Genomic DNA, 25,124 nt, shown 5'->3' with positions numbered 1-25,124 from the left:
GTGACGTGGTGCGCGCCCCGACCCGTGACGCGTGCGGGGGTGGGGCGTGGCACTACACCGTGACGTGGAGGCGGAACGTGCCGTCGGCCGCCGTCTCCACCCGCAGGGCCGTCAGGTCCGCCACCTGGACGTCCGGGCCGAAGGCCGCCGCGCGGGGGCCGACGCCCACGACGCGCATGCCGGCGGCGCGGCCCGCCTCGATGCCCGCCTGGGAGTCCTCGAAGACCAGGCAGTCCTCGGGGGCGAAGCCCAGCTCGGCCGCGCCCTTCAGAAAGCCCTCCGGGTCCGGCTTGCTGGCGCCGACGCGCTCCGCGGTCACCCTGGTGCGCGGCATCGGCAGTCCGGCGGCGCCCATCCGCGCCTGGGCGAGGGCCTCGTCCGCCGAGGTGACCAGGGCGTGCGGCAGCCCGGCTATCGCGGCGAGGAAGCCGGGGGCCCCGGGCACCGGGACCACGCCGTCGAGGTCGGCGGTCTCCTCGGCGAGCATCACCCGGTTGTCCGCGTAGTTCTCCTCCATCGGGCGCTCCGGCAGGAGGACGGCCATCGTGGCGTAGCCCTGGCGGCCGTGGACCACCTTGAGGGCCTCCTCGGGGTCCAGCCCGTGCCGCTCCGCCCACCGGCGCCAGCAGCGCTCCACCACCGCGTCGGAATTGACGAGCGTGCCGTCCATGTCGAGCAGAAAGGCCTTGGCGGTCAGGACGGCAGGGGCGGCGTCGGGGGCGGGGCTGGCGGCGGAAGGGGTGGCCGGCATCGGCGGGTCTCCAAGGCGCGGGAGCAGGAACAGAGTGGCCCCGCCCGCCGGTCAGGGAATACGGGCGGGGCCACTTTGTTTCTCTACGATACAAAACGAGGGCGCCGGATACCAACCCGGGGGTCGGTCACCTCCCGCGTCTGTCCCCGCCGCCGTCCGTCTCCGCCTCCAGTGCCCGCCGCGTATCGGGTCCGTAGACGCCCTCCGGATCGCCCTCGATGCTCTGGTAGGACTGGTAGACGGCGACGCCCTGCTCGACCTTGTCGTTGTACTTGCCGTTGGCCGGGCCGCTGTACAGACCCAGTTCCGCCAGCCGGTGCTGGAGCTCGACCACCTCCGGGCCGCTGTCACCCCGCTGGAGCGTGCCGTCCGCCACCGGCGTGGCCGGCGGACGCGAGATCACGCCCGTCGCCGACTCCGTACGGGTCGGGGCGGCCGCCGACCGCGCGGACCGTCCGGCCGCCGACGCGGAGGCGCTCGGCGCGGAACGGGTCGGCGGCGCGGAGGCCGACGTCGCGGCCGAGGCGGACGCCGACACCGATGCCGAACGAGTGGCCCGGAGCGACCCGGACGGCGTCGGCGCCTCGGACACCAGGGCGGCGCTCTCGGAGACCGTCGGAAGCACGCGCAGGTTCTCGTCGTCGTCGTTGTCGAACAGGCCCCCCGCGAAGGCCGCCGCGCAGACCGCCGCGACCGCGACTCCGGCCGCCGCGACGACGGCCAGCGGGCCGCGCCGCCGGGGCGCCTCCTCCCGGGAGTCCGGCGTCAGGTCGTGGATCGCGTCGCCGAGGAACAGAGGCATCGTCTCCTCCGCGGGCGCGACGGGAGGCGGACCGCCTGTCCACGCCCCGGCCGGCACGCCGCCGTCCGCGACGGGAGGCGGACCGCCTGTCCACGCCCCGGCCGGTACGCCGCCGTCCGCGACGGGAGGCGGACCGCCTGTCCACGCCCCGGCCGGTACACCGCCGTCCGCGACGGGAGGCGGACCGCCCGTCCACGCCCCGGTCGGCACGCCGCCGGTCCCGACGGGAGGCGGATATCCCGCCCACGCTCCCGCCGATACGCCCTGGGCCCCCGTCGCGCCGTGTGTCGTCGGCAGCCGTACGGTCGACGGGCCGTCACCGTCGGACGCCCGCGTTCCACCCGGAACCGGCGGAGCACCGAAGTTCACGTACGGCCGTATCCGCAGCGGATTGAAGTCCTCCGCCTCCGCCGTCGCGGCGGCCGGGGCGCAGCCGCAGCCGGGCCCCGGCCTGCCGTCCGGGCTCGGCGGCGCGCCGCATGCGGGACAGACGTGTCCGGTCACAGTGTTCCCTCCCCTTGAACTGCGAGCGATTATGCAGCCCCCGCGCTCCGCGCCCCAGGCCGCTCCACCCCTCGGCAGGCCATAACCGCGCATAAACCTCACGATGGAGGGTGAGACGGAGGGTGGAGCGCAGCGAAGGGGATGTTCATGGCCCAGGAAGTACGCACCCCGGCCGCCCATTCGGGGCCCGGCGAGGGGCAGAGTCACCGCACCGTCCTGATCGCCATCGGGGCGCTTCTGCTGGGCATGCTGCTCGCCGCGCTCGACCAGACCATCGTCTCCACCGCGCTGCCGACCATCGTCAGCGAACTCGGCGGCATGGACCATCTGTCGTGGGTGGTCACCGCCTATCTGCTCGCCTCGACCGCCGCGACACCCCTGTGGGGCAAGCTCGGCGACCAGTACGGACGCAAGAAGCTGTTCCAGGCCGCGATCGTCATCTTCCTCATCGGCTCGGCGCTCTGCGGCATCGCCCAGAACATGCCGCAGCTGATCGCCTTCCGCGCGCTCCAGGGCCTGGGCGGCGGCGGTCTCATGGTCCTGTCGATGGCGATCGTCGGCGACATCGTCCCGCCCCGGGAACGCGGCAAGTACCAGGGCCTCTTCGGCGCCGTGTTCGGCGCCACCAGTGTCCTCGGGCCGCTCCTCGGCGGCCTGTTCACCGAACACCTCTCCTGGCGCTGGGTCTTCTACATCAACCTGCCCATCGGAGTCGTCGCGCTCTTCGTCATCGCCGCCGTGCTGCACCTCCCGGCGAAGGGCACCCGGCACACCATCGACTACCTGGGCACCTTCCTCATCGCGTCGGTCGCCACATGCCTGATCCTCGTCGCCTCCCTCGGCGGCACCACCTGGGCCTGGGGTTCGGCGCAGATCATCTCGCTCGCGGTACTCGGAGCCGTACTCCTGGTCTGGTTCGTGTTCGTGGAGCGACGGGCCGCCGAACCCGTACTGCCCCTGAAGCTGTTCCGGATCCGGACCTTCACGCTCGTCTCCGTCATCAGCTTCATCGTCGGCTTCGCGATGTTCGGCGCGATGACCTATCTGCCGACGTTCCTCCAGGTCGTCCAGGGCGTCACCCCGACCATGTCCGGCGTGCACATGCTGCCGATGGTGCTCGGGATGCTGCTCACCTCCACCGCGTCGGGCCAGATCGTCTCCCGCACCGGCCGCTGGAAGGTCTTCCCGATCGCCGGCACCGCCGTCACCGCCCTCGGCCTCGGTCTGCTCGGCGAGTTGAAGGAGACCAGCTCCACCTGGGAGATGAGCACCTACTTCTTCGTCTTCGGCGCCGGACTCGGCCTGGTCATGCAGGTACTCGTGCTGGTCGTGCAGAACGCCGTCTCATACCAGGACCTCGGCGTCGCCACCTCCGGGGCGACGTTCTTCCGGTCCATCGGGGCGTCGTTCGGCGTCGCCATCTTCGGCACCGTCTTCACCAACCGGCTCACCGACAAACTGACCGACGCGCTCGCGGGCCAGGATCTCCCGCCCGGCGTCGGCCCCGACCGGCTCGCCGCCGACCCGCGCTCGATCGCCGCGCTGCCACCCACGCTGCGCCCCTCGGTCCTGCACGCGTACGCGACCTCGATCACCGATGTCTTCGTGTACGCGGCGCCGGTCGTCGTCGTCGCCTTCGCGATCGCCTGGTTCCTCAAGGAGGACAAGCTGCGCGGCTCGGTCACCGCCCCCGACCCCAGCCAGACACTCGCCTCCAACCCGGTCGAACGCTCCTCGTACGACGAGTGCGCGCGGGCCCTGTCGGTACTGGGGTCCCGGGAGGGCCGCAAGGCGATCTACGAGCGGATCACCACGAAGGCCGGACTCGACATGCTGCCCGCCGCCAGCTGGCTGCTGCTGCGGATCAAGCGCCACGGCACGGTCGAGCCCGCCCGGCTGGCCGATGTCACCCCCGTACCGCTGCGTGCGATCACCGAGGCCTCACGGCAGCTCGAGGAGCGGCGCCTGGCCCGGCGGGAGGGGATCCAACTGATGCTCACCGACCAGGGCGTGGAGGTGGCGGCCAAGCTGGCGAAGGCGCGTGAGGAGTCGCTGGCCGAGCTGCTCGGCGACTGGTGGGGGCCGGAGCGGCCGACGGACCTGGTGCAGCTGGTCGAGGAGCTGACGGCGGAACTGGGCGGCTCCGACGACGACCGGCCGCACACCCCGCCGCCGCCCCGCGACCACCACCGCTGAGGACCGCGCGGCTCCTGCCCCGGCGCCTCCGCACGAGCGCGGCTCCCGGCCCCCGGCGCCCCTGAACGGGCGTGGTGCCGGCTCGGGGCCCGGCAGACCCTAGAGCTCCTTGCCGTACCAGATGTCCATGTACGGGCCTCGGCAGTACGCCGGGACCTCCGCGTAGCCATGACGGGTGTACAGCGACCGCGCCTCGATGAGGTCCAGGCGGGTGTTGAGGACCATCCGGCGGGCGCCCAGGCGCCGCGCCGCGTCCTCCAGTCCCCGCATCAGGAGCCCGGAGCCGCCGGAGCCGCGGAAGCGGGGCCGTATGTAGACCCGGGTCAGTTCGGCGCGTTCGGCGTCCAGCATCAGCACACCGCCGCAGGCCACCGGGCCGCCGTCGCGCCGACCGACGAGGAACTGGCCGGTGGGCGGGGTCAATTGGTCGACCCCGTCGTCGGCAAGGCCCTCGTCGATCTCCGCCTCCGTGGCGGGGCGCTTCCAGTAGCGGCCCGCGACCTCGCCGTAGTAGTCGCGTCGCAGCGCGGTGGAGTCGGCGGAGTCGAAGGGCTCGGGCCCCAGGGACCAGCCCCCGGCGCCGCCGGCGATCACTTGGGCGCCGCCTGCTGCACGACCTCGAAGGACCACAGCGTGGACCCCGACGCCGCGGGCTTCGGACGCCCGCCGCCCTCACCCTGCCCGGCTCCCGAGGCCTGTCCGGCGCCGCCGCCCTGGTGCGCCGCCTTCATGGGGCCTTCCATCCACTTCTGGAAGTCCTCCTCGCTGCGCCAGCGCGTGTACACGAGGTACTGGTCGGTCCCCTCGACGGGCCGCAGCAGCTCGAACCACTCGAACCCGTCGGAGCCCTCCACCGCCCCCGCCCGTGCGGCGAACCGCTGCTCCAGCACCTCGCGCTGCTCGTCCGGCACGGTCAGGACATTGATCTTCACGATGCTCATGAGGGCAGGATAGGAGTTCAGGCGACGACCCGGGCGATCAGCAGGCCGTCGTGGCCCTTCACCCCGACCGTCTGGAGCGCCGTCGCGTCCAGGCGCGGTTCGCGCGCGACGAGGTCGAACATCTCCCGTGTACCCCTGACCGACGGGTCCTCGCCGCCCGCGTCGACGACCGCTCCGCCGCGTACGACGTTGTCGACGACGATCACGCTGCCCGGCCGGGTGAGCTTCAGCGACCACTCCACGTACCGCGGGTTGTTGGGCTTGTCGGCGTCGATGAAGACGAGGTCGAAGGGGCCCGCGCTCTCCGTGACGAGCCGGTCCAGGGATTCCAGGGCCGCTCCGGTCCGGACCTCGACGATCGTGTCGAGGCCCGCGCGGGCCAGGTTGGCGCGGGCGACATCGGCGTGGCGCTGGTTGTGCTCGAGGGAGATCAGACGGCCGTCCGGCGGGAGCGCCCGGGCCAGCCAGATCGTGCTGTAACCGCCGAGCGTGCCGATCTCCAGGATCGAGCGCGCGCCCTGGATACGGGCGAGCAGATGCAGCAACTTGCCCTGGTTCGGTGCCACGTTGATGGCCGGAAGCCCGGCCGCGTCGCTCTCGGTGAGCGCCGCGGCCAGGGCGTCGTCGTGCGGGGCGAGGAGACCGGCGAGATAGGCGTCGACGGCGGTCCATCGCTCCTGTGCGGTGTCTTCCTGAGTCATGCCGGCGAACGTACACCGGAGCGCCGGTGTCGCAGCCGCAGCGCCACGGCCGCCCCGCCCACCGCCACCAGGACGCCCGTGACGGTCAGCAGCCAGACCGGGATGTCGTCGCCCACGGTCAGCAGCCGGTCGTGGTAGACGGCCTGTCGGTAGGGGGTGTCGGCCGCCGTCGGCCGCAGCTCGTGGTCACCGTCGATCCGGCCCGGTACCGGGAACCGCTGATCGATGGCGGTCAGGAAGACCGGCTTGCCGCCGGTCAGTTCGGCGAGCGAACCCTTCGTGTCGACCGTCCCGGCGAAGATCACCTCGGGCGGCTCGCCGCCGATGGCCGTGCGCGGCTCCATGCGGTGGTCCGCGAGGACGTACAGACCCAGCGACTGGGGCGTCTTCGCCAGGCGTGACAACCGCATCGGATAGACGAGCCGCTCGCTGGCGAAACGGATCTTCAGCGGATCCAGGGTGCCCCGCAGCACCGTGCCCTTCTCCTTGGGGGCAAGGCGCACGGCGACGTACTCCCACTTCTGCTCGACATACGGCTTCAGCTCGGTGGCGAGCCGGTCGGGCAGCTGGAAGCCGTTGTCTTCCAGCCAGTCGCGCAGGGCGTCCGGGTCGGTCGCGGTGAGGCGGGCGACATCAAAGTCACCGAGCTGTTCCCGGCCGACGACGCCGACCGGCGGCGCGCTCGCGGTGGGCGGCGCGGCGCCCGCGCCGTCCGTGGTCTCGCCGTTGAAGGGCCAGTCGCGACTGCGCGGCCAGAAGTAGTGCCGGGTCTTCTCCTCGGGCTGGGTGAGCCAGGTCAGGTCCTCGAACATGCCGCCGTCGGCCTGCTCGACCGTCGCCCGGGTGGGTACGGGCATGACCCAGGCGGCCCGGGGCGCGTCGCCCACGACGGTGAAGCGCATCACGATCTGTTCCGTACGCCCGTCCCAGTGCACGATGGACGTCTCCCGGTCGACGCCGATCCGGGACATACGGTCGGGGACCATGGCCCCGCAGCCGCAGGCGTACGCCGGGCTGATCAGCGACCCGAGCTGCATCGCGAGCAGCGCGAACAGCAGTGTCAATATTCTTCGTTTCCCCCGCATGAGCATTCAGACGACGGAGGGGAAGATCCGGTTCCGGCCTCTTCGGGAGCCGTCCGGCCACCGGAGTGCCTGTCGGGGAGGCGAGGGCGGGGCGTAGGGGGAGTTGCCCCCGCCTCCCACGTCGTGAGGGCGGATCGCCCTGTCGGGGGTTCCGCTCAGTCGCCCACCCGCACCTGGAGTTCCTTGATGCCGTTGAGCCAGGCCGCGCGCAGCCGGCGCGGGTCGCCGGCGGGCTTCAGGCCGGGCAGGGCGTCGGCGAGGGCGTTGAAGATCAGGTCGATCTCCTGGATGGCGAGGGACTTGCCGAGGCAGAAGTGCGGGCCTCCGCCGCCGAAGCCCAGGTGCGGGTTGGGGTCGCGGGTGATGTCGAAGTCCTCGGGGCGGTCGAAGACGTCGGGGTCGTTGTTGGCCGAGGAGTAGAACAGCCCCACCCGGTCACCCTTCTTGATCTTCTGGCCGCCCAGTTCGGTGTCCTGGGTCGCCGTGCGCTGGAAGGACACCACGGGCGTGGCCCAGCGGACGATCTCCTCGGCGGTGGTGGCGGGCCGCTCGCGCTTGTAGAGCTCCCACTGGTCGGGGTGGGTGAGGAAGGCGTGCATGCCGTGGCTGATGGCGTTACGGGTGGTCTCGTTGCCCGCGACGGCCAGGAGCAGGACGAAGAAGCCGAACTCGTCGGAGGACAGGTTGCCTTCGCCCTCCGCCGCGACGAGCTGGGACACGATGTCCTTGGCGGGGCACTCCTTGCGGGCGGCGGCCATGTTCATCGAGTAGCCGATGAGCTCCATCGCGGCCTCGGCGCCGACCTCTTCGGTGATCGCGTACTCGGGGTCGTCGTACGCGATCATCTTGTTCGACCACTCGAAGATCCGCGACCGGTCCTCCTGGGGGACGCCGATGAGCTCGGCGATGGCCTGGAGGGGCAGTTCGACGGCGATGTTGGTGACGAAGTCGAATCCGCCGGTGCCGTCGGCGCTCTTCTTCGCCTCGGCGACGATCTTGGCGGCGCGCTCGCGCAGGGCGGTTTCCAGGCTCCGAATGGCCCGGGGGGTGAAGCCGCGCTGGACGATCTGGCGCACCCGGGTGTGCTCGGGCGGGTCCATGTTCAGCATGATCAGCTTCTGGACGTCGATCTGGTCGCGGGTGATGTGCTCGTTGAAGCGGATGACCGCCGTGTTCGCGGTGGAGGAGTAGAGCTCCGGGTGGGTGGAGACGTACTTGACGTCCGCGTGGCGCGTGACGGCCCAGTAGCCCTCGTCGTCGAAGCCGGTGATGCCGCGCGGCTGGGCGCACCACCACACCGGCGCGGTCTGCCGCAGCTGGGCGAACTCCGGGAAGGGGACGCGGCTCTGGAGCAGATCGGGATCGGTGAAGTCGAACCCTTCGGGGAGCGCGGGGCAGGGCATCGGCAACTCCATTGTCTGACGGCCCATCAGATAGTGCCGTGAAGGTAGTAACGAGTTCTATAAGTGGCAAGGGGTGCGGGCGGAACTGTTGCGCGCGGGATCCGGTCAGGAGGCGTGCACAACCCTTGCGTACCGGGGGTAGCACTCATAAGACTGCACTCAGAACTAGAACGCGTACTACTTCGGGGGTTCGGGGTCGCTCCCGAAAGGACACAGTCGTCGCCGGGTGCCGGGACACCTGGCCGATGTGCGAGGAGAGGACGAGCTCATGGCCGCGGAACCCGTCATCGTCGAAGCCGTACGCACCCCCATTGGCAGGCGCGGAGGTGCGCTCGCCAATCTTCACCCCGCCTATCTGCTGGGTGAGACCTACCGTGAACTCCTCGGCCGCACCGGCATCCACGCCGACTGCGTCGAACAGATCGTCGGCGGCACCGTCACCCACGCCGGCGAGCAGTCCATGAACCCGGCGCGCAACGCCTGGCTGGCGATGGGCCTGCCGTACGAAACGGCCGCCACCACCGTGGACTGCCAGTGTGGCTCCTCGCAGCAGGCGAGTCACATGGTCGCCAACATGATCTCCGGCGGAGTCATCGACATCGGCATCAGCTGCGGCGTCGAGGCCATGTCCCGCGTACCGCTGGGCAGCGGCTCCAAGCACGGGCCCGGAAAGCCCTGGCCCGACGAGTGGAACGTCGACCTGCCCAACCAGTTCGAGGCGGCCGAGCGCATCGCCCGCCACCGCGGCCTGACCCGTGAACGCGTCGACTCGCTCGGCCTGCTGTCCCAGGAGCGGGCCGCCGTCGCCTGGGCCGAGGAGCGCTTCAAGCGGGAGACCTTCGCGGTGCAGGTGCCCACCACCGAGGAGGAACAGGCGGCCGGGCAGGGCATGTGGCGGCTCGTCGACCGCGACGAGGGGCTCCGGGACACCAGCATGGAGGCCCTGGCCCGGCTCAAGCCCGTCATGCCGACCGCCGTGCACACCGCCGGAAACTCCTCCCAGATCTCCGACGGCGCCGCCGCCATCATGTGGGCGTCCAAGCGGATGGCCCGCGCCCTGAAACTCAAGCCGCGTGCCCGGATCGTCGCCCAGGCCCTGGTCGGATCCGACCCGCACTTCCACCTCGACGGGCCCATCGACGCGACCCGCGCGGTCCTCGGCAAGGCGGGGATGTCCCTGAAGGACATCGATCTGGTCGAGATCAACGAGGCGTTCGCGTCCGTCGTGCTGAGCTGGGCGCAGGTCTTCGACCAGGACCTGGAGAAGGTCAATGTGAACGGGGGCGCGATCGCGCTCGGGCACCCGGTGGGTGCCACGGGGGCGCGGCTCATCACCACCGCCCTGCACGAACTGGAGCGACGGGACAAGGAGTTCGCCCTGATCACCATGTGCGCGGGCGGGGCGCTGGCGACCGGCACGATCATCCAGCGGCTGTAGGCGGCGGCCGGGGCAAGCGGAACGCGAAGGGCCCCGGTGGGCGACCTGGGAGGGTCGCCCACCGGGGCCCCGAAGCGCGTTGGCGGCTGTTCGGCCGGCTCGGCGGGCTCAGTACCAGCCGTGGGACTTCCAGAAGTTCCACGCGCCGTTCGGGCCGCCGTAACGCTCGTTCATGTACTTCAGGCCCCACTTGATCTGGGTGGCCGGGTTGGTCTTCCAGTCCTTGCCCGCCGTAGCCATCTTGGAGCCGGGCAGGGCCTGCACCAGGCCGTAGGCGCCGCTGGACGCGTTGGTGGCGGTGTGCTTCCAGCCGGACTCGTGCTCGACGATCCTGTTGAACGAGTCGAACTGGTCCGCCGGAACGATCTTCCGGGCGATCTCCTGAGGAGTCGCGGCCGAAGCCGGCGCAGTCGTGCCGAGCACCGCTCCCGAAGCACCCAGCAGGACGACTGCGGTGGCGGCGACGGACTTCTGGCGGGTGGAGACACGAGCGACGAGCGAGCGGAACACAGATCGACCTAACGTCGGGGACATGGGACGTCACCAGGCAAGCCGGAACCACACCAGGGGGCGGGGGAGTTGGCTGCCGGCACCACGCTGCGGCGGTGCCCGGCGACTCATCCAGAGAAGCAGGGCGGTTCGGCCGCCGCAATGCCCCCTCTTACTAGCCCCTTTCGCATCCCGGCCCCTCGGACCCCGCGCGGGCGCGATGGCGTTTCCGCAGGTCAGAGCTGGTATTAAACCCCCCGGGCGGCGCCCTTCGCGCCTACTACCGCGCCTAGGGCAGGACTAAGGTCCTGTGGGGCGCCTCACCACGTCGGGACCCTCGAATGTGACCTGGGCCTCGAAGTTGGCTCTCCTCGTGGCCCGTCGAAGGGCCTTCAGGACGGTCCCGCCGATGGTCAGGACCAGCACCACGGTCAGCGCCGCGCGCCCCAGGTCCCAGCCGAGCGAGGTGGCCGCGCAGTACGCCAGGAAGCGCACCAGGTTCTCGTGGACCGGGTCGCCCGGGTGGAAGGAGACACCGCCGCTCATGCCCTGCAGCAGCACCCAGCCCTGCAGATTCATGACCGTGCCGTACGCGAACGCCGCGAGCGCCCCGTACAGCGACAGGAGCAGGAGCTCGGCCCGCCCCCGCAGCCGGTCCGCGCCCGGGAGCAGCCCCGCGCCCATCGCGAACCAGGCCATCGCCAGCATCTGGAACGGCATCCAGGGACCCACACCGCCCGTGAGCAGCGCGGACGCGAACATCGTCACCGCGCCCAGGACGAAGCCGAAGCCCGGCCCGAGTACCCGGCCGCTCAGCACCATCAGGAAGAACATCGGCTCCAGACCCGCCGTGCCCGCGCCCAGGGGCCGCAGCGCCGCTCCCACGGCGGCCAGCACGCCGAGCATGGCCACGGCCTTCGCGTCCATCCCGGAGTCGGTGACGGTCGCCACGACGACCGCGGCGAGCAGCGGGAGCAGCGCGGCGAAGAGCCAGGGCGCGTCGGCGGCGTGCCCCGTGAGCAGGCTGTCACTGTCCGCGAGCAGCGGCCAGCCGAACGCGATCACGCCGATGGCGGTGACCAGCCCCAGGGCCACGGCGGAACGGGGCCCCAGGCGGACGGGGCGTGGCGCGCTCATCGCAGGGCCTTCGCGACCTGGCCGACGGTGAGCCACGGCTGGGGAGCGAGGATCTTCGCCACCTGCGGCGCGAAGGCGGGCGAGGAGACGACGACCTCGGACGTCGGTCCGTCCGCGACGACCTCGCCGTCCGCGAGGATCAGCACCCGGTGCGCCAGCTCGGCGGCCAGCTCCACATCGTGGGTGGCCAGCACGATGCCGTGCCCGGCCGCCGCGAGACCCCGCAGATGGACGACGAGGCGGGCCTTGGCGGCGTAGTCGAGCCCGCGCGTCGGCTCGTCCAGGAGCAGCAGTGGGGGCCGGCCGGTGAGGACGACGGCGAGGGCCAGGGCGAGCCGCTGCCCCTCGGACAGATCCCGGGGGTGCGTGCCGTCCGCCACGCCCGGCAGCAGCTCCGAGACCAGTGCCCGGCAGGTCCCCGGCACGGCCCCCGCGTCGGCGTCGGCGGCCGCGCACTCGGCGGCGACGGTGTCGGCGTACAGCAGGTCCCGCGGTTCCTGCGGTACGAGCCCGACCCGCCGGATCAGCTCGCGCGGCGCGGTCCGGTGCGGAGCGAGGCCGCCGACGGACACCGACCCGGCCCCGGGCTCGACCATGCCGACGAGCGCCCCGAGCAGCGTCGACTTCCCGGCCCCGTTGCGCCCCATCAGCGCGACGGTCTCCCCGGCGCCGACACGGAGAGCGACGCCCCGCAACGCCTCGACGCGGCCCCGGCGCACGCTGAGGCCCCGTACGTCGACGAGGGGGCCCGTCAGGGCGGCGCGCGCCTCCCGCGGTGGCTCGGCCTCCGCGGCTCCGGCACGGCGTCCGAACCATCCCCGGACGACCCGCAGGGCCCGCGGTGCGCCGGAGGCCGCCTCGGCCGGTGCGGCGCCCCGCGGTCCGCCGGTGGCCGCCGGTGCGGTGTCCGGTGTGCCGGCGTCCATCGGGCCCCCGGCGTTCGTCCCCGGGCCGGCCTGCGGGGGCGCCGTCGTCGTGCCCGGAATCCGGTCCGCAAGCCGCTCGCGCAGCTGGGCCGCCCTGCGGCGCGCGTCGCGGACCGAGAGCGGCAGCGGGTCCCAGCCCGCCAGACGGCCCAGGGCGACCACCGGGGGGTGGACGGGGGAGCGGGACATGATGTCGGCGGGGGCGCCCGTCACCGGCGCGGCCCCGGGGGCGGGCAGGAGGACGACGCGGTCCGCGTACTGGACCACGCGCTCCAGGCGGTGCTCGGCCATCAGGATCGTCGTACCGAGGTCGTGGACGAGGCGCTGAAGAATCGCCAGTACGTCCTCCGCCGCCGCCGGGTCCAGCGCGGACGTCGGCTCGTCGAGGACGAGCACCTTCGGGTGCGGGGTGAGGACCGAGCCGATCGCGACGCGCTGGCGCTGGCCGCCGGAGAGCGTGGCGATCGGGCGGTCCCGCAGCTCCGTGAGGCCGAGCAGGTCCAGGGTCTCCTCGACGCGGCGGCGCATGACGTCGGGCGCGAGACCCAGGGACTCCATGCCGTAGGCGAGCTCGTCCTCGACCGTGTCGGTGACGAAGTGCGCCAGCGGGTCCTGCCCCACCGTGCCGACCAGATCCGCCAGGTCGCGCGGCCGATGGGTACGGGTGTCGCGGCCGTCGACCGTCACCCGGCCCCGCAGCGTCCCGCCCGTGAAGTGGGGGACGAGCCCGGACACCGCACCGAGCAGTGTCGACTTGCCGACACCAGAGGGGCCCACCAGCAGCACCAGTTCGCCCTCGGGGACGGTCAGATCGACGTCCGCCAGCGTCGGTACGGCCGCGTCGCCGTACGTCACCGAGACGTTGTCGAACCGGATCACTGCGACTCCTTGGCGGGGGAAGGGACCGTGCCGGCGGATGCCGGGGCGGCCGGCACGGCGGGGGGAAGGGACGGGGTGCGCGGCGGGGCGGGGACAGGGGACACGAACGCCGGGAGCAGACCCACCAGAACGGACAGCGCCGGCCAGAGCGGCAGCCCGGGCGCCGCCAGCGGTACGACACCGGGCCGCAGCGCCCCGGGATCGTACGACGCCGCCCAGATCATCAGCGCGGCCACCGCCACGCCCGACCCGGCGACCAGCCAGGCACGCGCGCCCCACCGGTCGGGCCGGTAGCGCGTACGGGCGGAGCGGCGCCCGCCGAGACGGAGCCCCGCCATCGCCGCGACCAGGCCGGCCAGCAGCAGCGGCAGGCCGTAGCCGGCTCCGGACGACGCGAGCAGCCCGTAGGCGCCGACGCACACACCGAACAGCCCGCCCAGCGTCAGCGCGGTGGTGGTGCGCCGCACCCCAACGGGCACCGGCACCGTACGCCCGTACCCCCGCGCGTCCATCGACGCCGCCACGGCGATCGACCGCTCCAACGCGCCCTCCAGGACCGGCAGTCCGATCTGGAGCACCGCCTTCACCCCGCCGGTGGGGCGGCCCCGCAGCCGCCGGGCCGTCCGCAGCCGCACCACATCGGCGACCATGTGGGGCGCGAAGGTCATGGCGACCACGACCGCGACCCCCGCCTCGTACAACGCGCCCGGCAGCGACTTCAGCAGCCGCGCCGGGTTGGCCAGCGAGTTCGCCGCGCCCACGCAGATGAGCAACGTCGCCAGCTTCGCCCCGTCGTACAGCGCGAACACCAACTGCTCCGCCGTGAACCGGCCGCCGATCCGCACCCCTTGGACCCAGTCGGGCAGGGGCACCTCGGGCAGCGTGAACAGCGGATGCGTGCCCGGGATCGGTGAGCCGAGCACCACGGTGAAGACCAGCCGGATCGCGACGACGAACAGCCCCAGCTTCACGAACGCGCCGTACGACCGCGCCCAGGGCGCGTCCGTCCGCCGGGCCGCCACCACATGACCCGCCACGCCGACGAGCAGCCCGAGCAGCAGGGGGTTGGTCGTCCGCGACGCGGCCGCGGCGAGGCCCAGCGCCCACAGCCACCACGCCCCGGCGTGCAGGGCGTTGGCGCGGGTCGCCTCGGGAGCGCGCAGAGAGCCGGTGCGGGTCGTCATCCGCGGCGTCGGCGGGCCTGCCAGAAGGCCGCTCCGCCGAAGACGAGCACGGCGGCGGCTCCCGCGACGAGCCCGAGCGACGGCCCGCCGCCCTCGGTGCCCCGGGAGTCCCCGGCGTCACCGGGCTCTTGGGCGCCGGTCGCCGGAGCCGGGCCGGAGACGGTCGCGGAGGGGGCCGGGCGCTCACCCGTCACCTGCTCGCCGCATCCCGTCCTCGGAAAGCCGGCGATCGCGCACAGCAGCGCCTCGCCGTTGTACCGCAGCGGCGGGGCGAGCGCCGCCAGCGCCTCGGCGCTCGTCGCGTCCTCACGGACCTGCGCGCAGCCGGTGCGCCGCGCGGGTGGGGTCTCGCCGGCCGGCGCGTCGGACGGTGTGCCGAAGTCGATGACGACGCCGACCCGCTTGCTGCCGTCCCTGGCCGGAGTGGCGGCGCAGATCGTGGCGAAGTCCGGTGCGGTACGGGGCCGTGCCGAGTCCCCGGAGTCCGCGCTGACGGAGAACCGGTACCCGTTGACCTCGCCGTCGGCCGGGCGTGCCGTCGCCGGCCCCTGTGTCGCATAGGCCCAGGCCGAGGAGGCGGGGGCCGACTGCCAGAACGACCAGTACCGGTATCCGGCGGCCTGCGCGGGCCCGGCGCCCAGCATCGTCAGCGCGGCCGCGAGCGCCAGGGCCGGCGCCAGGACCAGAGACAGGGCGGGGGACAGCGACCGGGCACGGATCACAGCTGCTTGCCCTTGCGGCGGCCGCTCAGCAGGAAGCCGATCCCGACGCCGACGACCAGGCCGACACCGACGATCCACCACACGTTGAAGCCGGACTCCTCGTCCTGCGCCGGTGCGACCGGCCCGGTGGCGGTGAGCGGCGCGGGCCCGGTGGCATTGAGCTGCTGGACCAGGTCGACACCGCCGAAGTCCCGGATGTCCGCGCCCATCGTGTTCGCGGCGAAGATCAGCTGGGCGTAGGCGGCCGGACCGTTCTCCTTCGCCCAGGGGGCGGAGTTCTTCTCCAGCCAGGTCAGCGCGGTCAGCGCCTTGCCGCTGTGACCGGCGGCGGCGAGCGCGACCACGGCGTCGGCGGTGTTGCCGAAGTCGGGCAGAGGGGCCGGGTCGGTGGCACCGGGCATCGGGGGAAGGTCGAGGTGGCCGGTCGCGGCGAGCGCGCCGGCGAGGTACGAGGCGCCGTTGCGGGCGGCCCGCTCCGGCGTGGGCTTCGCCGTGTCCTGGCAGCTCGGCTCCTGGTCCGGCTTCACACCACGCGTCTGGAGGCTCTTGCCGAGCCCGGCGAGGGTGGCGGCAGCGGTCGCGTCACCGTTGGCGACGAGCGTGCCGGCCGGGTCCGGCTGGTAGGCGAAGGCGCCCGGGCCGTCCTTGTCGGCGCACGGCTTGGCGAAGGTGAGCAGTGCGTCGTACGGGGTCCTGCCCTCGGCGGACTTCACCCCGCCCGGCTGCTGGCCGATCCCTACCAGCGCGCCGATGACGATCGACGTGGAGTTGGCGTCGCTGGGGCTGCCGGGGTTGTAGCCCCAGCCGCCGTCCTTGTTCTGTATGCCCTTCAGCCAGCCGATACCGGCGGCCACGGCGACGGCGGCGGGGTGGGGCGCGGGGGTGGCCGTGGCGCTCGGCGCGCCGGTCGTGGCCTGAGGTGCCCGGGCGATCCCGTTCAGCGCCTGCACGGCGACGGCCGTCGCGTTGGTGTCCAGCAGGGTGGACGGGTCGCAGGGCTTGGCCGGGTCCGGACGGTAGGACGCGAAGGCGCCGCTGTCGCACTGCTGGTCGAGGAGCCAGGTCAGCGACTGCGGCGCGGGCGTCAGACCGGCCGTCTTCTGTGCCATGAAGGCGAGCGACTGCCGCCAGACACCGTCGTACGTCGGGTCCTTCGTGCCGTAGAGCCCGGCCGGGACGGCGGGCGTCGGCGTCGGGGAGGGCGCCGCGGGCGCGGACGGGGCCGCGGAGGTGGGCGCCGGGGACGGTGAGGCGGGGGAGGGCGCCGCGGACGCGGCGGGGGCGACGGCTCCGGCGGCCACCGTGCACAGCAGTGCGGTGGCGACGAGCGTGGCGGCGCTGCGGCGGACGGTGGTCATGGCGGGGCTGGCCTCTCCTGCGTGGCCGGGCACCGGCACACGGAGGCACCAGGCTCCGGCTCCGTATACCTCGACGGTGCCGCTCACCGGGCGGGTCCCGGGAGCACGAGCCGGTCACGTCCCGTCCGGGGCATTCCGACTCGCCGCCCGGGGCGGCTCACGGTTGCGGGTCAGTGCCGGATTCGCACCGGCTTTCCCCCGTACGGGCATGATGACGACGCGCCCACTGTACCGGCCCGTAGAACAGGCCCCCGGGGGCGGCCGCCCCCCGCCGAGGCCCCCCGCGCGAGCCGTGCCGGGGCCGGGCCGGCGGTCGGCGCGCCGCCGCGTGTCCCGCGCCCGGCCGTCACACCGCCACGTACGTCACCGGCTCGCTCCCCGGCACCGCCTCGGCCCGGCCCAGCTTCACCAGGCGGCGCAGGTGCGCCTCCGCCTCGCTCACCGCGATGTTCCGTGAGCCGTACGGGATCTGCTCCCACGGGCGGTTCCACTCCATGCGGACGGCGAGCTGCCACGGCGTCAGTGGGGTGGCCAGCAGGCCGAGCAGCCCGGTCAGCCGCTCCTCGTGGTGGTCCAGCAGCTCCCGGACCCGTCCTTCCGCGTCCGTGAAGGCGTGCTGGTGCGCCGGCAGGACCTCCGCGACGCCGAGCCGGCCGATCCGCTCCAGGGAGTCGAGGTAGTCGCCGAGGGGATCGGTGACGGTGAGGTCCTCGGGGTCCTCGTACAGGCCGATGTGAGGGGTGATCCCGGGGAGCAGATGGTCGCCGGAGAAGAGCCTCCCGTGGCCGGGCAGCCGGGCCGGGTGCTCCTCCTCCAGGTGCAGGCAGACATGGCCGGGCGTGTGGCCCGGCGTCCAGATGGCGCGCAGCCGCCGTCCGGCCAGGTCGAGGAGCTCCCCGGGGACGATCTCCCGGTCGGGGAGCGCGGAGCGCAGCCCGGGCAGCGTACGCATCCGCCCGGCCGCCCGGGCGGCGAGCAGGGGAGCGGTGTGGTCCTCGGGGGCGCCGACGGTGGCGAGTTTGCGGGCCAGGTAGTCGAGCCAGACGCCGGGCTCGGACGCGCGGGTGCGGCGTACGACGGCGGTGTCGGCGGCGTGCATCGCGATCCAGGCGCCGGACGCCTCGCGCACCTGGCCGGAGAGGCCGTGGTGGTCGGGATGGTGGTGCGTGATGACGACGCCGTGGACGTCGGCCACCGATGTGCCGAGCTCCGCCAGCCCTTCGGTGAGTTCGGCCCACGACCGCGGGTCGTCCCAGCCGGTGTCGATCAGGACCGGTCCTCGGTCGGTGTCTAGGAGATGGACGAGCGTGTGCCCCAGCGGGTTGTCCGGAATGGCGACTTTGATGGACCAGACGCCTCCGCCGTGCACGGTCACCTGTGACATGAGTCCTCGTCTCTCCCGGGCGCTCCCGGGCCGCACGGCCATTGCTCACTATAACGAGAACTGACGTTCCGTCAGAGAGAGCTGCGGTAATCATCCGTGAGCGGCCCCTGACCAGCAATCGGGCCGTAGGCGTTGGTCGTTGTCGGCCGTCCGGGCCCTTCTCGCGCGGCCCACGGACGGCCCGGGACCGCCCTCGCCCCGCGCGGCGAGGCAGGGGCGCTCATCGCCGTCGGGCACCCACGCCCCGCACCGGGCGGCGGCCGCGGCGGAGGCCCGTAACGTCGTTGACGTGGACAAATCACGTCGATAGTTTCCTCGCATGATCACTTCACACATCGCTCGCAAGGCGGGTCTTGTCGCGGCGGCTTGCAGTGCCCTGTTCGCCACATCTGTGGCAGTCGGGCCGTCGGCCTCCGCGGCCACGGCGCCGTGCGGCAGCATGCGTCAGCTCGGAGCCACCGCGTACGCCACGAGCGGCAGCGAAACGGTCGCCTCGGTCAAGCAGTTCTACGGCTGCGGCAAGAACTACGCCTACATATACGTGTGGGAATCCTTCAGGAGCGCCCACCCCAGCGGTGACTGGGACATCTACATCGGCGTCTACCACAGCGGCGGTCAGTCGGAGGGGTATCGCCAGGTCCTCAACACGAGGACGTACGAGCTCTACTCGTACGGCGCCGATTCAGCGGCCTACTGCACCCATGCCCTGGGGGGCGTCATCGGCAACGGCAGCATGCCCGGCGCCTACGCCAGGACCGTAGAGGTCTGTTGAGCGCCGCCTAGGTCCGGATCCGGCCGGCCCCACTGGATCGGCACCGGCGCGAACGGCCCTGCCCCTCGGGCGGGGCCGTTTCGCTGTGCCGCGCAGGCTCGGCGGCAGGTGGCGGTGTTGTGCCCCTGCCGGGAAGGCCCAGGTGGCACCACCGAAGCACCGCCGGCGGCAAAGCGGCTGGTAGGGCCCATTCCGTCCGAAGCATTGCTCCCTATAACTAGAACTGGTATCAGTTCTGAAACAGTGTCAGGAGATCTCCGGGGCGGGAAGGCAGCAGCCATGACCGAGCTTGTGGAACACGGAAAACTGTTCATCGGCGGGGAGTTGACCGATTCGAGCGGCACCGGCGTCATCGAGGTGATCTCCCCGCACACCGAGCAGGTCATCGGACGCGTCCCGCATGCCACCGAGGCCGACGTCGACCGGGCGGTCGCCGCCGCGCGGGCAGCCTTCGACCACGGGCCCTGGCGGCGGATGTCGCTCGACGAGCGGATCGCCGTCGTCACCCGGATCAAGGACGCGATCGCCGTACGGCACGAGGAGATCGCCCGGCTGATCAGCTCGCAGAACGGCTCGCCCTACTCCTGGAGCGTCCTCGCCCAGGCGCTCGGCGCGATGATGGTCTGGGACGCGGCGATCACCGTCGCCCGCGACTTCCCGTACGAGGCAGAGCGCGCCGGCGTCCTCGGGCCCATCCTCGTCCGGCGCGAGCCGGTCGGCGTGGTCGCGGCCGTCGTGCCCTGGAACGTCCCGCAGTTCACCGCCGCCGCCAAGCTGGGGCCCGCGCTCCTCGCCGGGTGCGCGGTGATTCTCAAGCCCTCGCCCGAGTCCCCGCTGGACAGTTACGTCCTCGCCGAGATCGCCCGGGAGGCTGGGCTGCCCGAGGGTGTGCTGTCGGTCCTGCCCGCCGACCGCGAGGTCAGTGAGTACCTGGTCGGTCACCCCGGCGTCGACAAGGTCTCCTTCACGGGTTCCGTCGGCGCGGGCAAGCGGGTCATGGAGGTCGCCTCCCGCAATCTCACCCGCGTCACGCTGGAGCTCGGCGGCAAGTCGGCCGCGGTGATCCTGCCGGACGCCGATCTGGAGGCGGCGGTCGCCGGGATCGTCCCGGCCGCCTGGATGAACAACGGCCAGGCGTGTGTCGCCCAGACCCGGATCCTCGCGCCGCGCGGCCGGTACGACGAGATCGCCGACGCCCTCGCGGCGGCGGCCGGAGCCCTGGCGGTCGGCGACCCGCTGGACCCTGCGACGCAGGTCGGACCCCTGGTCGCCAGGCGCCAGCAGCAGCGCTCCCTCGGTTACATCCGCATCGGCCAGGAGGAAGGCGCGAAGATCCTTTCCGGGGGCGGGCGGCCCACCGGCCTGGACCGTGGCTGGTACGTCGAGCCGACGCTCTTCGGAGGCGTCGACAACGGGATGCGGATCGCCCGCGAGGAGATCTTCGGCCCGGTCATCTGCCTGCTGCCGTACGGCGACGAGGACGAGGCCCTGCGGATCGCGAACGACTCCGACTACGGCCTCAGCGGCAGCGTCTGGACGGGGGACGTGGAGCACGGCATCGACTTCGCCCGGCAGGTCAGGACGGGCACCTTCAACGTCAACACCTTCAGCCTCGACATGCTGGGGCCGTTCGGCGGCTACAAGAGCTCCGGCCTGGGGCGCGAGTTCGGGCCGGAGGGCTTCAGTGAGTACCTGGAGCACAAGATGATCCACCTCCCGGCCGGGCACGGAGGCGCGTGATGGGCGACCGCTGGCACGTCGAGGTCGACCGGAGCGTCTGCATCGGCTCGGGGATGTGTGTGAACCACGCCCCGGACGGCTTCATGCTCGACACGGCCCGGCAGTCGCATCCGCGGCAGGCGGAGTCCGACGCGAACGAGAAGGTGCTGGCCGCGGCGGAGGGCTGCCCGGTCGAGGCGATCATGATCACCCTCCTCGAGTCGGGGGAGCCGGTCTTCCCCCCGGAGGACTAGGCACACCTAGGCCGGGGCAAGAGCCGGGAGGGGCGGGCGCCGGGGCGGGGCTGCGGCTCCGCCCCCGCTCCACCCTCCCGCGTCGCTCTCCCGGCTCACGCCCGACTCACTTTTCCGACGCCGGGTCCGTCAGGTCGATCAGCCGGCACACCGTCTCGATGTCGATCTTCACCTGGGCGATCGACGCCCGTCCGGAGAGCCAGGTGATCAGGGCCGAGTGCCAGGTGTGCTCGATGACCCGGACCGCCGAGAGCTGCTGCGGCGTCGGATGGTCGAGACCCATCGCGTCCAGGATGATCGCCGTGGTCTGACGGGAGACGGTGTCCACCTCGGGGCTGACGCTGCGATCGGCGAAGGTCAGGGCCCGTACCATCGCGTCGGCCAGATGCGGCTCCCGCTGGAGGGCGCGGAACGCCCGCATCAGGGTCTCCGCCACGCGCTCGGCCGGGTCCTCGGCGGCCGGGGGGCGCTTGCGGAGGGTGGTGTGGAGGTGCTGGAGCTGGTCCTGCATGGTGGCGACCAGAAGGTGGATCTTGGACGGGAAGTAGCGGTAGAGCGTGCCCAGGGCGACCCCCGCCGCCTCGGCGACCTCGCGCATCTGCACCGCGTCGAAACCGCCCCGGCTCGCGAGCTGCGCGCTGGCGTGCAGGATGCGCCGGCGACGCGCCTCCTGGCGCTCTGTCAGGGGAGGCGACGCAGGTCTGTCTTCCGCTGTCATGGGTCCCGTTCCGTGGCGTTGGCTCGCGACAGTATGGCCGGGCGTCCGCCGTGGCGCGAATCACCTGATCCGGCTCTTACAGCGGCGCTACCTGCCGGTAGATTCGAAGCTCGTCGAACGACCAAGTCTGAAACTTGTTCTAGATTAGCGCGAGCGGTTACGCTCCCGCGAAACGCAGTGAGAAGGGGGCCGCGAGTGACCGCTGAGGCCATAGAGACGGGCCCCCGTGCCGGTGCCACAGGAGACGGTGACCGTCCCCTGCGCATCGCCCTCCTCACGTACAAGGGAAACCCCTTCTGCGGCGGCCAGGGCGTCTACGTACGGCACCTCTCACGTGAGCTCGCCCGCCTCGGTCACCACGTCGAGGTCATCGGATCGCAGCCCTATCCCGTACTGGACGAGGGCGTCCCGCTCACCGAGCTGGCCAGCCTCGACCTCTACCGGCAGCCCGACCCCTTCCGTACGCCCAAGCGGGACGAGTACCGCGACTGGATCGACGCGCTGGAAGTCGCCACCATGTGGACCGGCGGCTTTCCCGAGCCGCTGACGTTCTCCCTGCGCGCCCGCCGCCATCTCGCCGCCCGCAAGGGCCAGTTCGACGTGGTGCACGACAACCAGACCCTCGGCTACGGCCTGCTGGGCGGCCCGGGCGCGATCGGCGCCCCGCTCGTCACGACCATTCATCACCCCATCACCGTCGACCGGCAGCTGGACCTGGACGCCGCCACCGACTGGAAGCGCCGTGCCTCCGTCCGGCGCTGGTACGCCTTCACCCGGATGCAGAAGCGGGTCGCCCGCCGGCTGCCCTCGGTCCTCACCGTCTCCGGCTCCTCCCGCCAGGAGATCGTGGACCACCTCGGCGTACGGGACGAGCGCGTCCGTGTCGTGCACATCGGCGCCGACACCGACCTGTGGTCGCCCGACCCGTCCGTCGCCGAGGTCCCCGGCAGGATCGTCACCACCTCCAGCGCCGACGTGCCGCTCAAGGGCCTCATCCATCTCGTCGAGGCGCTCGCCAAGCTGCGCACCGAGAACCCGGCCGCCCACCTCGTCGTCGTCGGCAGGCGCGCCGAGGACGGACCGGTCGCCCAGGCCATCGAGCGCTACGGCCTCGAGGACGCCGTCGAGTTCGTCAAGGGCATCTCCGACGCCGAGCTCGTGGACCTCGTTCGGTCCGCGCAGGTCGCCTGCGTGCCATCGCTGTACGAGGGGTTCTCGCTGCCCGCCGCCGAGGCGATGGCCACCGGCACCCCGCTGATCGCCACCACCGGCGGCGCCATCCCGGAGGTCTCCGGGAGCGACGGCGAGACCTGCCTCGCGGTACCGCCCGGCGACGCCGGCGCCCTGGCCGCCGCACTGGGACGGGCCCTGGGCGACGACGCGCTGCGGGCGCGCCTCGGCGCCGCCGGCCGCGCGCGGGTTCTCGCCAACTTCACCTGGGCCCGCGCCGCCCAGGGAACCGCCGAGCTCTACCGCGAGGCGATCGCCGCGCAGTCGCCCGGCGGCGCGGCCGGGGGCCGCTCCGCGGCAAGGATTCCGGGCCGCTCCGCGGCCCCGGGTACGGGTACCCCTATTGGGAGCAATCGCTGATGCTGACCGTCGACTTCACCCGCTTCCCGCTCGCCCCCGGCGACCGTGTGCTCGATCTGGGCTGCGGCGCCGGCCGCCATGCCTTCGAGTGCTACCGGCGGGGCGCCCAGGTCGTGGCCCTCGACCAGAACGGCGAGGAGATCCGCGAGGTCGCCAAGTGGTTCGCGGCGATGAAGGAGGCCGGAGAGGCACCGGCGGGTGCGACCGCCACCGCCATGGAGGGCGACGCGCTCAACCTCCCCTTTCCCGACGAGTCCTTCGACGTCGTGATCATCTCCGAGGTCATGGAGCACATCCCCGACGACAAGGGCGTGCTCGCGGAGATGGTCCGCGTCCTCAAGCCCGGCGGCCGGATCGCCATCACCGTTCCCCGCTACGGCCCCGAGAAGGTCTGCTGGGCCCTCTCCGACGCCTACCACGAGGTCGAGGGCGGGCACATCCGCATCTACAAGGCGGACGAGCTGCTGGGCAAGATCCGCCAGGCCGGACTCAAGCCGTACGGCACCCACCACGCCCACGCGCTGCACTCCCCGTACTGGTGGCTCAAGTGCGCCTTCGGAGTGGACAACGACAAGGCGCTCCCGGTCCGGGCGTACCACAAGCTGCTGGTCTGGGACATCATGAAGAAGCCCCTGGTCACCCGGCTCGCCGAGCAGGCGCTCAACCCGATCGTCGGCAAGAGCTTCGTGGCCTACGCGACCAAGCCGCACCTGCCCGCCGCCGACGCCGCGACGGCCGCCAAGTGACCTCACCGGAGCGTACGGAACACCTCGTCCTGCCCGGGGTCCTCACCGCCGAAGAGGCCGCGCAGACCGTCGCCGGGATCCTCGCCGTCCAGCGCGAGGACGGCGCGATCCCGTGGTTCCGCGGACACCACCTCGACCCGTGGGATCACATCGAGGCGGCCATGGCGCTGGACGTGGCGGGCGAGCACGCCGCCGCCGAACGCGCCTACGACTGGCTGGCCCGGCACCAGAACGGCGACGGCTCCTGGTTCGCCGCGTACCACGACGGCGACCACACCCAGGTCACCGACCGGGGCCGCGAGACCAACTTCTGCGCCTACATCGCCGTCGGCGTCTGGCACCACTACCTGTCCACCGGCGACGACACCTTCCTCGACCGGATGTGGCCGACCGTCTACGCGGCGATCGAGTTCGTCCTGGAACTCCAGCAGCCCGGCGGGCAGATCGGCTGGAAGCGTGAGGACGACGGATCGGCCGTCGAGGACGCGCTGCTGACCGGCAGTTCGTCCATCCACCAGGCGCTGCGCTGCGCCCTCGCGATCGCCGAGGCGCGCGAAGAGCCGCAGCCGGACTGGGAGTTGGCGACGGGTTCGCTGGCTCACGCGATATGCCACCACCCGGAGCGGTTCCTCGACAAGAGCCACTACTCGATGGACTGGTACTACCCGGTCCTCGGCGGCGCCGTCACCGGCGCCGAGGCCACGGCCCGGATCGAGGACCGCTGGAGCGAGTTCGTGGTTCCGGGCCTAGGGGTCCGCTGCGTCCTGCCGAACCCCTGGGTCACCGGCGGCGAGAGCTGCGAACTGGCCCTCGCCCTCTGGGTGATGGGCCAGTCGGACCGGGCGCTCGACATCCTGCAGTCCATCCAGCACCTGCGCGCCGACGACGGCATGTACTGGACGGGGTACGTCTTCGAGGGCAGTCCGGCCGTGTGGCCGGAGGAGCTGACCACCTGGACGGCCGGTTCGCTGCTGCTCGCGGTCGGGGCGCTCGGCGGGGACGAGGCGACGTCGGCGGTGTTCGGCGGGGAGCGACTGCCGAGGGGACTCGAGCCGGACTGCTGCCCCGCGCGTCAGTAGCGGCGCAGACGGCCGGCCGCGGCGTGGCCGACGACGAGGTACACGGCCGCGGCGAGGCCGTAACCCGCCACGACGCGCGCCCAGGCCTCGTCGAAGGTGAACAGGTCGTACGACCAGCCCGCGAGCCAGCGCGCCGTGTTCTGGACGACGTTCACCAGGTCGTTGGCGCGGTTCGCGTCCAGGAGGTACATCAGGATCCACAGGCCGATGATGGCGGCCATGACGTCGGCGAGGACCGAGACGATCGACGCCGCTTGTTTCGTTCCACTGCTGCGATGGCGAGAGAACATATCGAACGGCTTGCCGCTTTCCCCCGGACGAAACCCGTACGGCGTCGCCCGGGTGG

General features: G+C 72.4%; 24 protein-coding genes. 8 read left to right on the top strand and 16 right to left on the bottom strand.

The annotated features are described in order from the left end of the window. Positions 1–52 precede the first annotated feature (52 nt). Positions 53–751 (bottom strand): HAD family hydrolase, encoded by a 699-nt coding sequence (locus ACZ7J0_RS06515; RefSeq protein WP_470884608.1) that lies wholly within the window; start codon positions 749–751, stop codon positions 53–55. Between the two features lie 127 nt (positions 752–878). Continuing rightward, positions 879–1,553 carry a peptidoglycan-binding domain-containing protein gene (locus ACZ7J0_RS06510; RefSeq protein WP_470884607.1) on the bottom strand — a complete coding sequence of 225 codons (675 nt, stop codon included), beginning with the start codon at positions 1,551–1,553 and terminating at the stop codon, positions 879–881. A gap of 651 nt (positions 1,554–2,204) precedes the next feature. Here ACZ7J0_RS06510 and ACZ7J0_RS06505 point away from each other — a divergent pair. Further along, positions 2,205–4,253 carry an MDR family MFS transporter gene (locus tag ACZ7J0_RS06505; protein WP_470884606.1) on the top strand — a complete coding sequence of 683 codons (2,049 nt, stop codon included), beginning with the start codon at positions 2,205–2,207 and terminating at the stop codon, positions 4,251–4,253. A 99-nt stretch (positions 4,254–4,352) separates the two neighbouring features. Here ACZ7J0_RS06505 and ACZ7J0_RS06500 read toward each other — a convergent pair whose 3' ends face one another. The 5 genes from ACZ7J0_RS06500 to ACZ7J0_RS06480 form a co-directional block, all read right to left on the bottom strand. Next, positions 4,353–4,847 carry a GNAT family N-acetyltransferase gene (locus tag ACZ7J0_RS06500; RefSeq protein WP_470884605.1) on the bottom strand — a complete coding sequence of 165 codons (495 nt, stop codon included), beginning with the start codon at positions 4,845–4,847 and terminating at the stop codon, positions 4,353–4,355. Continuing rightward, complete coding sequence (locus ACZ7J0_RS06495) at positions 4,844–5,194, bottom strand: antibiotic biosynthesis monooxygenase family protein (protein ID WP_470884604.1); 351 nt, start codon at positions 5,192–5,194, stop codon at positions 4,844–4,846. The genes ACZ7J0_RS06500 and ACZ7J0_RS06495 overlap by 4 nt, the downstream gene beginning before the upstream one ends. 17 nt (positions 5,195–5,211) lie before the next feature. Further along, positions 5,212–5,895 (bottom strand): O-methyltransferase, encoded by a 684-nt coding sequence (locus tag ACZ7J0_RS06490; RefSeq protein WP_470884602.1) that lies wholly within the window; start codon positions 5,893–5,895, stop codon positions 5,212–5,214. After that, on the bottom strand, positions 5,892–6,980 hold the full coding sequence (locus ACZ7J0_RS06485) for a DUF2330 domain-containing protein (RefSeq protein WP_470885157.1): 1,089 nt from the start codon (positions 6,978–6,980) through the stop codon (positions 5,892–5,894). The genes ACZ7J0_RS06490 and ACZ7J0_RS06485 overlap by 4 nt, the downstream gene beginning before the upstream one ends. A gap of 155 nt (positions 6,981–7,135) precedes the next feature. Further along, positions 7,136–8,383: a cytochrome P450 gene (locus ACZ7J0_RS06480; RefSeq protein WP_470884600.1), complete on the bottom strand. Its 1,248-nt coding sequence runs from the start codon at positions 8,381–8,383 to the stop codon at positions 7,136–7,138. A gap of 268 nt (positions 8,384–8,651) precedes the next feature. Here ACZ7J0_RS06480 and ACZ7J0_RS06475 point away from each other — a divergent pair, with 268 nt between their 5' ends. Further along, positions 8,652–9,821 carry a steroid 3-ketoacyl-CoA thiolase gene (locus tag ACZ7J0_RS06475; RefSeq protein ID WP_469118330.1) on the top strand — a complete coding sequence of 390 codons (1,170 nt, stop codon included), beginning with the start codon at positions 8,652–8,654 and terminating at the stop codon, positions 9,819–9,821. Between the two features lie 108 nt (positions 9,822–9,929). Here ACZ7J0_RS06475 and ACZ7J0_RS06470 read toward each other — a convergent pair whose 3' ends face one another. From ACZ7J0_RS06470 to ACZ7J0_RS06440, 7 genes are all read right to left on the bottom strand, one after another. After that, positions 9,930–10,355, bottom strand: coding sequence for an aggregation-promoting factor C-terminal-like domain-containing protein (locus ACZ7J0_RS06470; RefSeq protein ID WP_470884598.1), 426 nt, complete (start codon positions 10,353–10,355; stop codon positions 9,930–9,932). A 255-nt stretch (positions 10,356–10,610) separates the two neighbouring features. Then, on the bottom strand, positions 10,611–11,447 hold the full coding sequence (locus tag ACZ7J0_RS06465; protein ID WP_470884596.1) for an ECF transporter S component: 837 nt from the start codon (positions 11,445–11,447) through the stop codon (positions 10,611–10,613). Next, complete coding sequence (locus ACZ7J0_RS06460; RefSeq protein WP_470884594.1) at positions 11,444–13,252, bottom strand: ABC transporter ATP-binding protein; 1,809 nt, start codon at positions 13,250–13,252, stop codon at positions 11,444–11,446. The genes ACZ7J0_RS06465 and ACZ7J0_RS06460 overlap by 4 nt, the downstream gene beginning before the upstream one ends. Further along, positions 13,249–14,436, bottom strand: coding sequence for an energy-coupling factor transporter transmembrane component T (locus ACZ7J0_RS06455; protein ID WP_470884592.1), 1,188 nt, complete (start codon positions 14,434–14,436; stop codon positions 13,249–13,251). Before ACZ7J0_RS06455 ends, ACZ7J0_RS06460 begins: the two co-directional genes overlap by 4 nt. Continuing rightward, positions 14,433–15,158, bottom strand: a complete 726-nt coding sequence (locus ACZ7J0_RS06450; RefSeq protein WP_470884590.1) for an SCO2322 family protein — start codon at positions 15,156–15,158, stop codon at positions 14,433–14,435. The genes ACZ7J0_RS06455 and ACZ7J0_RS06450 overlap by 4 nt, the downstream gene beginning before the upstream one ends. Further along, complete coding sequence (locus tag ACZ7J0_RS06445; protein WP_470884589.1) at positions 15,155–16,516, bottom strand: prenyltransferase/squalene oxidase repeat-containing protein; 1,362 nt, start codon at positions 16,514–16,516, stop codon at positions 15,155–15,157. Before ACZ7J0_RS06445 ends, ACZ7J0_RS06450 begins: the two co-directional genes overlap by 4 nt. 346 nt (positions 16,517–16,862) lie before the next feature. After that, positions 16,863–17,900 carry an MBL fold metallo-hydrolase gene (locus ACZ7J0_RS06440; protein ID WP_470884587.1) on the bottom strand — a complete coding sequence of 346 codons (1,038 nt, stop codon included), beginning with the start codon at positions 17,898–17,900 and terminating at the stop codon, positions 16,863–16,865. 439 nt (positions 17,901–18,339) lie between these two features. Here ACZ7J0_RS06440 and ACZ7J0_RS06435 point away from each other — a divergent pair, with 439 nt between their 5' ends. The 3 genes from ACZ7J0_RS06435 to ACZ7J0_RS06425 all read left to right on the top strand — a co-directional run bounded on the left by ACZ7J0_RS06435 (position 18,340) and on the right by ACZ7J0_RS06425 (position 20,645). After that, positions 18,340–18,672, top strand: a complete 333-nt coding sequence (locus ACZ7J0_RS06435; RefSeq protein WP_470884585.1) for a hypothetical protein — start codon at positions 18,340–18,342, stop codon at positions 18,670–18,672. A 279-nt stretch (positions 18,673–18,951) separates the two neighbouring features. Then, positions 18,952–20,412, top strand: coding sequence for an aldehyde dehydrogenase (locus ACZ7J0_RS06430; RefSeq protein WP_470884583.1), 1,461 nt, complete (start codon positions 18,952–18,954; stop codon positions 20,410–20,412). After that, a complete protein-coding gene (locus tag ACZ7J0_RS06425) occupies positions 20,412–20,645 on the top strand; it encodes a ferredoxin (protein ID WP_470884581.1) in 234 nt (77 codons plus the stop codon). Before ACZ7J0_RS06430 ends, ACZ7J0_RS06425 begins: the two co-directional genes overlap by 1 nt. Before the next feature lie 106 nt (positions 20,646–20,751). On the opposite strand, the gene ACZ7J0_RS06420 is transcribed toward ACZ7J0_RS06425, so the two are convergent. Next, entirely contained in the window at positions 20,752–21,363 is a 612-nt protein-coding gene (locus tag ACZ7J0_RS06420; protein WP_468705425.1) for a TetR family transcriptional regulator, read from the bottom strand. 195 nt (positions 21,364–21,558) lie between these two features. Here ACZ7J0_RS06420 and ACZ7J0_RS06415 point away from each other — a divergent pair, with 195 nt between their 5' ends. Genes ACZ7J0_RS06415 through ACZ7J0_RS06405 form a run of 3 tightly spaced genes read left to right on the top strand, consistent with a single transcriptional unit; the run spans position 21,559 to position 24,778 of the window. Next, entirely contained in the window at positions 21,559–22,953 is a 1,395-nt protein-coding gene (locus tag ACZ7J0_RS06415; protein ID WP_470884579.1) for a glycosyltransferase family 4 protein, read from the top strand. Then, positions 22,953–23,699 carry a class I SAM-dependent methyltransferase gene (locus ACZ7J0_RS06410; RefSeq protein ID WP_468705420.1) on the top strand — a complete coding sequence of 249 codons (747 nt, stop codon included), beginning with the start codon at positions 22,953–22,955 and terminating at the stop codon, positions 23,697–23,699. Before ACZ7J0_RS06415 ends, ACZ7J0_RS06410 begins: the two co-directional genes overlap by 1 nt. Further along, positions 23,696–24,778 carry a prenyltransferase/squalene oxidase repeat-containing protein gene (locus ACZ7J0_RS06405; protein WP_470884577.1) on the top strand — a complete coding sequence of 361 codons (1,083 nt, stop codon included), beginning with the start codon at positions 23,696–23,698 and terminating at the stop codon, positions 24,776–24,778. The genes ACZ7J0_RS06410 and ACZ7J0_RS06405 overlap by 4 nt, the downstream gene beginning before the upstream one ends. On the opposite strand, the gene ACZ7J0_RS06400 is transcribed toward ACZ7J0_RS06405, so the two are convergent. Further along, on the bottom strand, positions 24,772–25,068 hold the full coding sequence (locus tag ACZ7J0_RS06400) for a hypothetical protein (RefSeq protein WP_468705416.1): 297 nt from the start codon (positions 25,066–25,068) through the stop codon (positions 24,772–24,774). The two genes, ACZ7J0_RS06405 and ACZ7J0_RS06400, sit on opposite strands and share 7 nt — an antisense overlap. Positions 25,069–25,124 lie beyond the last annotated feature (56 nt).

It is taken from the genome of Streptomyces sp. NPDC038280 (genome assembly GCF_055600045.1).
Note: the sequence above shows the minus strand (reverse complement) of the source record. Positions and strands in the feature narration are given on the sequence as shown.

Bases quoted from the DNA above. Each gene is read 5' to 3' on its own strand.
- ACZ7J0_RS06515 (WP_470884608.1), bottom strand. From the start codon at position 751: ATGCCGGCCACCCCTTCCGCCGCCAGCCCCGCCCCCGACGCCGCCCCT.
- ACZ7J0_RS06510 (WP_470884607.1), bottom strand. From the start codon at position 1,553: ATGCCTCTGTTCCTCGGCGACGCGATCCACGACCTGACGCCGGACTCC.
- ACZ7J0_RS06505 (WP_470884606.1), top strand. From the start codon at position 2,205: ATGGCCCAGGAAGTACGCACCCCGGCCGCCCATTCGGGGCCCGGCGAG.
- ACZ7J0_RS06495 (WP_470884604.1), bottom strand. From the start codon at position 5,194: ATGAGCATCGTGAAGATCAATGTCCTGACCGTGCCGGACGAGCAGCGC.
- ACZ7J0_RS06490 (WP_470884602.1), bottom strand. From the start codon at position 5,895: ATGACTCAGGAAGACACCGCACAGGAGCGATGGACCGCCGTCGACGCC.
- ACZ7J0_RS06485 (WP_470885157.1), bottom strand. From the start codon at position 6,980: ATGCGGGGGAAACGAAGAATATTGACACTGCTGTTCGCGCTGCTCGCG.
- ACZ7J0_RS06480 (WP_470884600.1), bottom strand. From the start codon at position 8,383: ATGCCCTGCCCCGCGCTCCCCGAAGGGTTCGACTTCACCGATCCCGAT.
- ACZ7J0_RS06475 (WP_469118330.1), top strand. From the start codon at position 8,652: ATGGCCGCGGAACCCGTCATCGTCGAAGCCGTACGCACCCCCATTGGC.
- ACZ7J0_RS06470 (WP_470884598.1), bottom strand. From the start codon at position 10,355: ATGTCCCCGACGTTAGGTCGATCTGTGTTCCGCTCGCTCGTCGCTCGT.
- ACZ7J0_RS06465 (WP_470884596.1), bottom strand. From the start codon at position 11,447: ATGAGCGCGCCACGCCCCGTCCGCCTGGGGCCCCGTTCCGCCGTGGCC.
- ACZ7J0_RS06455 (WP_470884592.1), bottom strand. From the start codon at position 14,436: ATGACGACCCGCACCGGCTCTCTGCGCGCTCCCGAGGCGACCCGCGCC.
- ACZ7J0_RS06445 (WP_470884589.1), bottom strand. From the start codon at position 16,516: ATGACCACCGTCCGCCGCAGCGCCGCCACGCTCGTCGCCACCGCACTG.
- ACZ7J0_RS06440 (WP_470884587.1), bottom strand. From the start codon at position 17,900: ATGTCACAGGTGACCGTGCACGGCGGAGGCGTCTGGTCCATCAAAGTC.
- ACZ7J0_RS06435 (WP_470884585.1), top strand. From the start codon at position 18,340: ATGCGTCAGCTCGGAGCCACCGCGTACGCCACGAGCGGCAGCGAAACG.
- ACZ7J0_RS06430 (WP_470884583.1), top strand. From the start codon at position 18,952: ATGACCGAGCTTGTGGAACACGGAAAACTGTTCATCGGCGGGGAGTTG.
- ACZ7J0_RS06425 (WP_470884581.1), top strand. From the start codon at position 20,412: ATGGGCGACCGCTGGCACGTCGAGGTCGACCGGAGCGTCTGCATCGGC.
- ACZ7J0_RS06420 (WP_468705425.1), bottom strand. From the start codon at position 21,363: ATGACAGCGGAAGACAGACCTGCGTCGCCTCCCCTGACAGAGCGCCAG.
- ACZ7J0_RS06410 (WP_468705420.1), top strand. From the start codon at position 22,953: ATGCTGACCGTCGACTTCACCCGCTTCCCGCTCGCCCCCGGCGACCGT.
- ACZ7J0_RS06400 (WP_468705416.1), bottom strand. From the start codon at position 25,068: ATGTTCTCTCGCCATCGCAGCAGTGGAACGAAACAAGCGGCGTCGATC.